The sequence below is a fragment of the Pediococcus pentosaceus genome (genome assembly GCF_001437285.1).
In the GTDB taxonomy this organism is placed as follows: domain Bacteria; phylum Bacillota; class Bacilli; order Lactobacillales; family Lactobacillaceae; genus Pediococcus; species Pediococcus pentosaceus.
Window position 1 is genome coordinate 1 of record NZ_JQBF01000026.1, and the last position, 778, is coordinate 778.

Annotated in this window: 1 pseudogene; it reads right to left on the reverse strand. The window is 35.2% G+C overall.

Annotated elements, in window-relative coordinates:
* A pseudogene (locus IV86_RS08555) lies at positions 1-721 on the reverse strand (transposase); the annotation flags it as partial.
* Between the last annotated feature and the right edge of the window lie 57 nt (positions 722-778).

The window sequence follows — 778 nt, forward strand, 5'->3', positions numbered from 1 at the left end:
CTAAGATATCCGTAATCTTTATGCTGTTGACGAATTTTTAACATTTCATCTTCAATAGTCTGATCAACATTCTTTCGATTGAATCTTTTCTGCCAGTACATATAAGTCGCTTTAGGAAAGTTCAAAGTATTTAGAAGCTCAACTAATTTGAATTGTCCTCGGAGGCTGACAATGATGCGTGCGATTGATTCGTTTGTTTTTGTTGGGCTTCCCGTTTTCGCAGCTTCCTCAATTCTTTTGAAAAGGCATTTTGAATTTTAAGAGTTCGAACTTGTTTTTCAAGCTCTTTAATTCTTTCTTGATCCGTAGATGAAGTTTTAGATTTATTGGAAGTGGCTGGATTAGCTTTCTTTTCATTCATGATAGGTGGTCGACCTTTCGATTTGGAGAGCCCATCAATTCCTGCGTCACGATAGTGACGCATCCAGTTAACAATCAAAGGGGCATTATTAATTCCCAAACTGTTAGCTACTTCGCGATAGGACATCTCTGTTGTTTGGTACAACTCTATCGCAGATAACTTAAATTGAACAGAATATTTTTTGTTTTGTCGTTTTCTTAAAAGACCTTCTTCACCAAATTCCCGATAGGAATTTACCCATCTATGAATTTGATTACCATCTTTCACGTTATGTTTCTTTGCTAGAAAAGCATAGCCTCCTTCACCGGATAAGTATTCTTGAACAATTTTAAATTTAAATTCAAAAGTATATTTACTCATAAAAATAGTGACCCCCAATAAGTTAGATTTTTGGTCTAACTTTTGGGGGTCACTATA